Annotated in this window: 9 protein-coding genes; 2 read left to right on the forward strand and 7 right to left on the reverse strand. The window is 35.7% G+C overall.

Annotation, left to right across the window (positions count from 1 at the left end):
* The coding region (locus tag CD30_RS20460; RefSeq protein ID WP_036180338.1) for a hypothetical protein at nt 1-227 on the reverse strand (227 nt) is incomplete at its 3' end.
* A 104-nt stretch (nt 228-331) separates the two neighbouring features.
* Here CD30_RS20460 and hisA point away from each other — a divergent pair.
* Nucleotides 332-1,087, forward strand: coding sequence for a phosphoribosylformimino-5-aminoimidazole carboxamide ribotide isomerase (gene hisA, locus CD30_RS18305; RefSeq protein WP_036180341.1), 756 nt, complete (start codon nt 332-334; stop codon nt 1,085-1,087).
* A 41-nt stretch (nt 1,088-1,128) separates the two neighbouring features.
* Here the strand turns inward: hisA and CD30_RS18310 are convergent, their stop codons facing one another.
* From CD30_RS18310 to cymR, 5 genes are all read right to left on the reverse strand, one after another.
* Nucleotides 1,129-2,340 carry a NupC/NupG family nucleoside CNT transporter gene (locus CD30_RS18310; RefSeq protein WP_036180343.1) on the reverse strand — a complete coding sequence of 404 codons (1,212 nt, stop codon included), beginning with the start codon at nt 2,338-2,340 and terminating at the stop codon, nt 1,129-1,131.
* 130 nt (nt 2,341-2,470) lie between these two features.
* Nucleotides 2,471-3,130, reverse strand: coding sequence for a tetratricopeptide repeat protein (locus tag CD30_RS18315; protein ID WP_036180345.1), 660 nt, complete (start codon nt 3,128-3,130; stop codon nt 2,471-2,473).
* 98 nt (nt 3,131-3,228) lie between these two features.
* On the reverse strand, nt 3,229-4,350 hold the full coding sequence (gene mnmA / locus CD30_RS18320) for a tRNA 2-thiouridine(34) synthase MnmA (RefSeq protein WP_036180347.1): 1,122 nt from the start codon (nt 4,348-4,350) through the stop codon (nt 3,229-3,231).
* Between the two features lie 21 nt (nt 4,351-4,371).
* The gene (locus CD30_RS18325; RefSeq protein WP_036180349.1) at nt 4,372-5,514 is read right to left on the reverse strand and encodes a cysteine desulfurase family protein; all 1,143 of its coding nucleotides are present in this window, start codon (nt 5,512-5,514) and stop codon (nt 4,372-4,374) included.
* A 36-nt stretch (nt 5,515-5,550) separates the two neighbouring features.
* Nucleotides 5,551-5,970 carry a cysteine metabolism transcriptional regulator CymR gene (cymR, locus tag CD30_RS18330; RefSeq protein ID WP_036180351.1) on the reverse strand — a complete coding sequence of 140 codons (420 nt, stop codon included), beginning with the start codon at nt 5,968-5,970 and terminating at the stop codon, nt 5,551-5,553.
* A 214-nt stretch (nt 5,971-6,184) separates the two neighbouring features.
* Between cymR and CD30_RS18335 the strand changes: the two genes are divergently transcribed.
* Entirely contained in the window at nt 6,185-7,468 is a 1,284-nt protein-coding gene (locus tag CD30_RS18335; protein ID WP_036180353.1) for a replication-associated recombination protein A, read from the forward strand.
* Nucleotides 7,469-7,573: 105 nt separating this feature from the next.
* Here CD30_RS18335 and CD30_RS18340 read toward each other — a convergent pair whose 3' ends face one another.
* Entirely contained in the window at nt 7,574-8,092 is a 519-nt protein-coding gene (locus CD30_RS18340) for a hypothetical protein (RefSeq protein WP_036180355.1), read from the reverse strand.
* Nucleotides 8,093-8,403: the final 311 nt, after the last annotated feature.

An 8,403-nucleotide genomic window follows, 5' to 3' on the forward strand; every position in this document is an offset into this window, starting at 1 on the left:
AAGAAGAGAACTTTAAACCTTGTGTCTAAAATAAAGGGGCCAAACCGCTCATGTCTATTAAGTAGCTTACGTTGCCTATTAAATGCACGTCTTTGTCTATTATCCGCCCACTTTTGTCTATTATCTAAAGCCCCTTTTTGCCGTTGTCTATTATTCACCCGATTTTGTCTATTAAATGCACGTCTTTGTCTATTATCCGCCCACTTTTGTCTATTATCTAAAGCCACACTATTATCCAAACAATCATATTTTTCGATTCAGTTTTTTTCCAATCATTTCAGAAAAAATGTTATGATATTTTTTAAGTTACGAAGAAGGGCTTGTGAGGATTGTGGAATTTAGACCTTGTATTGATTTACACGATGGGAAAGTAAAACAAATTGTCGGTAGTACATTAGGCTATGAAAACAAATCTGTTATTGAAAATTTCATTTCTGAAAAAGATTCTGCCTTTTATGCTAATAAATTTAAAGAAGATGGTTTAACAGGTGGACATGTGATCATGTTAGGTTCTGGTAATGATGAAGCAGCAATATTAGCTTTAAACACTTATCCGAATGGACTTCAAGTCGGTGGTGGCATAAATGATACAAATGCAAAAAAATACATTGATGCAGGAGCATCACATGTGATCGTTACTTCATTCATCTTCCATGATGGAGCTTTAGATATGGAAAGATTACAATCATTAATCCAAGCAGTTGGAAAGGAACATATTGTCATCGACTTAAGCTGTCGTAAAAAAAATGGTAAATGGTTTGTCGTAACAGATAAATGGACAAGATTCAGTGATTTTGAAGTAAATGGAGAAAGCATTTCTTTTATTGAACAATATTGCGATGAGCTTTTAATTCATGCAGTAGATGTTGAAGGGAAAAGAAGCGGCATGCAAGAGGAACTCGTTAAAGATTTAACAAACTGGACATCAATTCCAACTACGTATGCTGGTGGAGTGCGTTCATTAGATGATTTGAAAAAATTTAATGAAATTACAGGCGGCAAGCTTCACGTTACAATTGGTAGCGCATTAGATATTTTTGGTGGGGATTTAAAATATGAAGATGTGGTAGCTTTCTGTTCAAAATAAATAAAAAGGCATACGATTCAACAATAATCGTATGCCTTCTTTTATAGAAACATCCCAGCAATCGCTGCACTTAATAAAGAAGCTAACGTACCTGCAATAACAGCTCTCACTGCTAATTTCGCAATGATCGGACGTCTGCTTGGAGCCATAGAACCTAGACCACCAATTAGAATTGCCATTGAACTTAAGTTCGCAAAGCCGCATAGAGCAAAACTTATAATCATTACTGTTTTTTCTGATAAATCCGGAATTACCGGCGCGAAATTTGAATAAGCAACAAACTCGTTTAAAATAAGTTTTTGCCCGATAAATGATCCTGCCTCAACCGCTTCCACCCACGGAACCCCGATTGCAAATGCTAATGGCGAGAATATAAAACCTAAAATTGATTGTAACGTAATTCCTTCATAACCAAATAAACCAGTAATACCACCAATGATACCATTAAGCAATGCAATCAAAGCAATAAACGCCAACAGCATCGCACCAACGTTTACAGCAAGCTTTAGCCCATCACCTGCACCTCGAGCCGCTGCATCGATGACATTTACTGAATCACTATCTCTATCTAAAGAGAAATTTGAATCATCTACTTCTTCCGTTTCAGGTAAAATCAGTTTCGCCATAATTAGACCCGCAGGCGCTGCCATAAAGCTTGCAGCTAATAAATATTCCAATGGAACACCTAACAAAGAATACCCAACTAATACAGAACCAGAAACAGAAGCTAAACCACCTGTCATAACCGCAAACAATTCTGATTTAGTCATCTTCTGTAAAAATGGTCTAATAACTAATGGTGCTTCTGTTTGACCGACAAAAATATTTGCAGCAGCATTAACCGATTCTGCTTTGCTAGTTCCAAGAATTTTTGATAGCCCTCCGCCAATAATACGAATGATTACTTGCATTATCCCTAGATAATATAGAACTGAAATTAAAGCTGAAAAGAAGATTATAATTGTCAACACATGAATAGCAAACACTGTTCCCATTTTTTCACTATCAGCTAATGCTCCAAATAAAAAGCTAATTCCTTCATTAGCATAGGAAATTAAATGTTGTACTCCATTTGAAACACTCTCTAATACCTCACGACCAAGCTCCCACTTTAAAACGACAAACGCAAATAATAATTGAATCAATAATCCCCCAAGGACTGTTCTCCAATTGATTGATTTATGACTACTTGAAATTAAAAAGGCAATACCAATCACAATAATAATCCCAATTATGCCCCATAAAATATTCATATTCTCACCTTTCTTCTTGCACTTATTTTTCTACTATTCAGCAGTTTCATGCGGAAAAAATAGAAAAAAACAAAATAAAAAATCGACCGAAATATAGGTCGACTCGTAATAAATATTCTCGTAATAAATATTAATTATAACGTTGACTTACCATATCATAGATGTATTTCGCTTGTTCGTAGGTTGGTTCAATTGTATAGGCTTGTTTTAGATGGTACATTGCTTGTTCTGTATTTTCTGTTGATACTGCATATAAAACTCCAAGATTATAATGGGCATCTGCGTTTTTCTCGTCTTTTTCCAGTACATATTCTAATTCGCTTTTTGCTAATTCAAACATTTCTAGCGTACAGAGTAGTATACCGTAAGATAATCGAATTTGTAAATCCTTTGGTGCAATTTCTGCAGCCCTTTGCATATAAGGTAATGCTAGTTTGTATTTCTCTTCGCGTTCAAAAGATTTTGCAAGCATATAGTAAGCATCTGCACCTTGTATGCCGTAATCAATCGACTTTTGATACAATTTTGCAGCCTCAATATATCGTTCAGAGTTATAATATAGATTTGCTAATCCATAATAGGCTGTAGCAGTCTTTTCATCCAATGTAATTGCCTTTTGAAAGAAGCGCTCTGCTCTTTCAATATCGTTCATTACAGCAAGTAAATTACCGAAATTCACATATCCAATTGCATCGTTTGGATTGTTTTCTATTGCATCATTGAAAGCCTTGGCTGCGTCTTCGTAACGCTTTTCCTGAAAGGCTTTAATCCCTATTTCGTTATAATCCATTATTTCACCTCATTACAAAACTTTGGCTTACCGTTCCAATATCGGTAAGCCATTGTTATAAATATTTTTTAGCTTAAAAATGTTAGACAATCGAATCTTTATCCAACGTATGTTAATTTTTCTCCATTTTTAAACACTTCATCGATTGTGCCGCCACCTAAGCATACTTCACCATCATATAATACAACTGCTTGACCTGGTGTAATAGCGCGAACTGGCTCTGCAAATACGATGTGTGCACTTCCGTCTTCAAATAATTCAACTTCAACAGGAGTATCCTCTTGACGATAACGGAATTTCGCCGTACAGCTAAATTTGGAAGGTTTTGAATGGTTCGAAGTAAAGCCCATTTTTACGGCTTTTAATGATGTAGAATACAATGCATCATGGTGGAAACCTTGCCCAACATATAAAACATTACGTTTTAAGTCTTTTCCAAGAACAAACCAAGGATCTCCATCACCACCAATACCTAAACCATGACGTTGACCGATTGTATAATACATAAGCCCTTCATGAGTACCCATCATTTTCCCATCAAAGGTTTCCATTTTACCAGGTTGAGCTGGTAAATACTGACTTAAAAACTCCTTGAAGTTGCGTTCACCGATAAAGCAAATACCAGTTGAATCCTTCTTCTTAGCCGTTGCTAAACCAGCCTCTTCCGCAATTTTACGAACTTCAGGCTTTGCAATATCCCCAATCGGGAACATCACATGCTTTAATTGGTCTTGAGATAATTGGTTAAGGAAGTATGTTTGGTCTTTATTATTATCTACACCGCGCAACATGACAGCTTCTCCATCTTGTTCGATGACGCGTGCATAATGCCCCGTTGCTAAATAATCGGCTCCTAATTTTAAAGCGTGATCTAAAAATGCTTTGAATTTTATTTCTTTATTACACATCACATCAGGGTTGGGTGTTCGTCCAGCTTTATATTCTTCTAGGAAGTATGTAAATACTTTATCCCAATATTGTTTTTCAAAGTTAACCGCATAGTACGGTATACCAATTTGATTACAAACTTTAATCACATCATCATAATCTTCTGTAGCTGTACAAACGCCAAATTCGTCTGTATCATCCCAGTTTTTCATAAAAATTCCAATGACGTCATAGCCTTGTTGCTTTAATAAATAGGCAGCAACTGACGAATCGACCCCACCGCTCATTCCAACAACAACTCGGATTTGTGATGGGTCTCTTGTTTCTACCATTGTCGTTTCACCTTTTCTTATTTAATTCGCAAGTCTTTTTACAATTTCACATGTTCTTTTAGCTGCTTCAATCACTAAATCCTCGCTTAATCCGAGACCAAAACTAAAGCGTATTGAATTTCTTAGCTCTTCTGCATCGCGGCCGAACATTGCAACTAAAACATGGGATGGATCAATTGAGCCTGCTGTACAAGCAGATCCACTCGATGCATAAACACCAGCCATATCAAGATTCACCAAGAACGATTCAACTTCCATCCCTTTAAAACTAATATTTAAAACATGCTGTAATGTATTTTCAACATTGCCGTTCACTTCAAATGATATGTTCTCTTTATTTAACTCTTCAATAAACAGTTGACGATATTGTTTAAATTTAGCTTGCTTTGATTCAATTTCCTGCTGCGCAATTTCAACAGCCTTCGCAAAGCCCACTGCACTTGGAACATTTTCAGTACCAGCACGTCTTTTCTTTTCCTGTGACCCACCAAATGAAGTTGGTATTAAAGGAATTCCAGTTCTTTGATATAAAAAACCAATTCCTTTTGGTCCATTTAATTTATGACTAGAAACGCTGAGCAGGTCAACATTTAATGCATTCACATCAAGCTTCTCAATTCCAAAGGCTTGAACTGCGTCTGTATGAAATGTTGCTTGATGGTCTTTTAAAATCTCACCAATTTCATGAATAGGTTGAGTTGTGCCGACTTCATTATTGCCATACATCATTGTGACTAAAATGGTATCGTCTCTTAGCGCATTCTTAAACTCATCCATTGAAATACGACCTGTATGATCTACTGAAAGATATGTTACTTCAAAGCCTTCTTTTTCTAGCTTTTCACAAGCATGCATTACGGCATGGTGCTCGATTTTAGTCGTAATAATGTGTTTACCCTTAGCTTTTAATGCATATGCGGTACCGAAGATCGCTGCGTTATCAGCCTCTGTTCCACCACTTGTTAGAATAATTTCGTTATCCTTTGCCCCTATTGCACGAGCTAATACCGACCGAGCATCATCTAAAACCTTACGAGCTTTGCGCCCTACAGTATGAATACTTGAAGGATTACCATATATTTCGGACATTATCTTCGCCATCTCACTAATTACCTCGGGATGCATTGGTGAAGTTGCTGCATGGTCTAGATAAATTGTTTCCATTGTTTTTCAAAAACTCCTTTAAACTGGCGGTGTTCATTAAATATAGAACATATATCCGTCATATTCAGTATCATCATTATTTTTCGCTAAATCATCAAGGGATGTTGTATCAAGTACATTCTTTACAGCATCACGAATTCGAATCCAAAGTTCACGTTGAGGAGATTCTTCTTCTTCAATTCCTTCAACGGGCTGGATTGGACCTTCTAATACTTTAATAACATCAGCAGCAGAGATTTTATCGGGTGGTAACGCTAATAAGTACCCTCCATATGCACCACGTACACTTTTTACAAGGCCCGCAATTCGTAGTGGTGATACAAGTTGCTCTAAATAAGCTTCAGATAAATTCTTTTCTTCAGCGATTTGACGTAACGGTACTGGCCCTTCCCCATAATGTTTTGCTAATTCAATCATAATCGTCAGGCCATATCTACCTTTTGTAGAAATTTTCATTATAAACACCTCTATTTTACTTGTCCATTTATAAGCTCAAGTATACCATAACACCTTTAATTCCACTTGGAAAAGGTTTAATTTCATCTTTGCTATCCCTCATCCCCCATTAAACAATATCCTAAAGGGATTTTACTTCGTTGAGGCTCATCAACAGTTAATCTGAGATAAATATGATAAATTAATATAAAGTCTTTATTACGGAGGATTAACAATGCAAAATGAACCATTAGCATTTCGAATGCGTCCTCGAAATATTCGTGAGGTTGTAGGCCAACAGCACATTATCGGAGAAAATACAGCTTTATTTAAAATGATTGAAAATGGCCATGTACCTTCCATGCTTTTATATGGTGAACCGGGAATTGGTAAAACATCAATTGCCCATGCGATAGCCGGAAGTTCCAAGCTTCCCTTCTTTTCTCTTAATGCAACACATGCAGGAAAAAAGGATGTAGAACAAATCGTTGTGGAAGCAAGATTAGCTGGAAAGGTCATTTTATTTTTAGATGAAATCCATCGTTTTAATAAACTACAGCAAGATACCCTATTACCACATGTCGAAAACGGATCTATCGTATTGATCGGAGCGACTACTGAGAACCCATTCCATGATGTCAATCCAGCCATCCGCTCTCGCTGTGGTGAAATATTACAATTAAAACGACTTTCTTTAGAAGATATTGTGCAATTATTACAAAATGCATTAAACGATGAAGAACGAGGACTTGGTAAATATACGATTGAAATAACAGAGGAACAATTAAATAAAATTGCGTTAAGTGCAAATGGAGATGCGCGAAAAGCTTTAACTTTAATGGAATCTGTTTATTTTGCTTCTGATGAAGAAGATGGAAAAGCAATTGTACAAGATCATATTATTGATCATTTAGCAAAACGAATTGGTGTTTATGGAGATAAAGCCGGTTCTCATTTTTACAACTTGCTTTCTGCATTACAAAAATCAGTACGCGGTAGCGATACAAATGCAGCAATTTATTATCTTGCACACCTTTTAGAAACTGGTGATTTGGTTGCCGTATGTAGAAGATTGCTTGTAATGGCATATGAAGATATTGGTCTAGCAAATCCAGCTGTCGGTGCACATGTTTTTGCAGCAACCGAATCAGCAAAACGCTTAGGAATGCCAGAAGCTCGAATTCCGCTCGCCAATGCAGTAATTGAAATGTGCCTATCCCCGAAATCGAATTCTGCCTATTCGGCACTTGATGCGGCAATCGCAGCAATCCACGAAGGTAAAACAGGTGATATACCATCACATTTGCGTGATAGTCATTATGCAGGCGCTGTTGCATTAGGTCATGTAGGATATAAATATCCCCATGACACACCTATTGGTACATATGGAGGATGGACTGATCAGCAATACTTACCTGATGAATTAGAGGGGACGGAATTTTACAAACCTGTTATCGCTGGTGAAGAAAAACGTTTGGCTAGTATTTACGAAAAGCTAAAATCATTTAAGAAGGATTAACCATATTTTAAGGAGTTGCCCTGAATTAGAAAGGGCAACTCCTTCTACATTTTCATATTAAAAAAAACGGAAAAATCGAATAAACCATTTCTCCGTTTTCTAACATTATTTTTTAAAGCTTTTCGTAAATTCATAAAATGCTTGTATACATTTATCTGCAGAATTGTTTTGTTTAAGTAATACTTTTTCAAATTCACCTTGTTTATCATTGTATAACTTTAACTCTTCATAACTATGAGCAACTTCCATTAAGAATTCAGCATTTGCTAACTTTTGAACATCCGGAATACAGTTTGCTGCAACTAAATATAATTGTAAAACTTCTTTTGTCACATCTTCATTTTGTATCATTTTCAATTGTTGATATGCCAACGTATGGAAATAAATCAATTTTGAAGTTATATCCATGAATAATACCCAATAAGTATTTTGTTTAGGCATCCCAACACCTGTAATATGACTATTAAAGTAATCTACTGCACCATTTAATAATTCATCAAGTTGACTATAAGCTTTTTCCCATTTTTGTGTTGTATCAATGTAGTTAAAAACAATTTCATCCATATCCTCTTTAAACTTTAACAAATTCAAATCTTTACCTGTGATCGAAAGTTTTGTCGACATTCTCACATCTCTCCTTTGCTCCCCTTAATACTTTTTTGCAAGAATACTATAACAATAATATCGATATGATTTCTGTGAAAATAAAAAGTGATTGAAAATTTGCGATATAACCGTCAAAAACAGTTATTTTTAAGAATAATCTAACTTTTGATTTTACCTTTATGAAAATCATTTATTGTCGAAATATACTATTTTATGAAAGTAATATTAATATTTCAAGCAAAACATTTCTTTACAAGCTTAACATATGTCACAAATAATAAAATAAATCGAGTAGGAGGCTAGCCATTAATTGGCTAGCCGACCTCTCA

It is taken from the genome of Ureibacillus massiliensis 4400831 = CIP 108448 = CCUG 49529, from assembly GCF_000772965.1.
Classification (GTDB): Bacteria; Bacillota; Bacilli; order Bacillales_A; family Planococcaceae; genus Ureibacillus; species Ureibacillus massiliensis.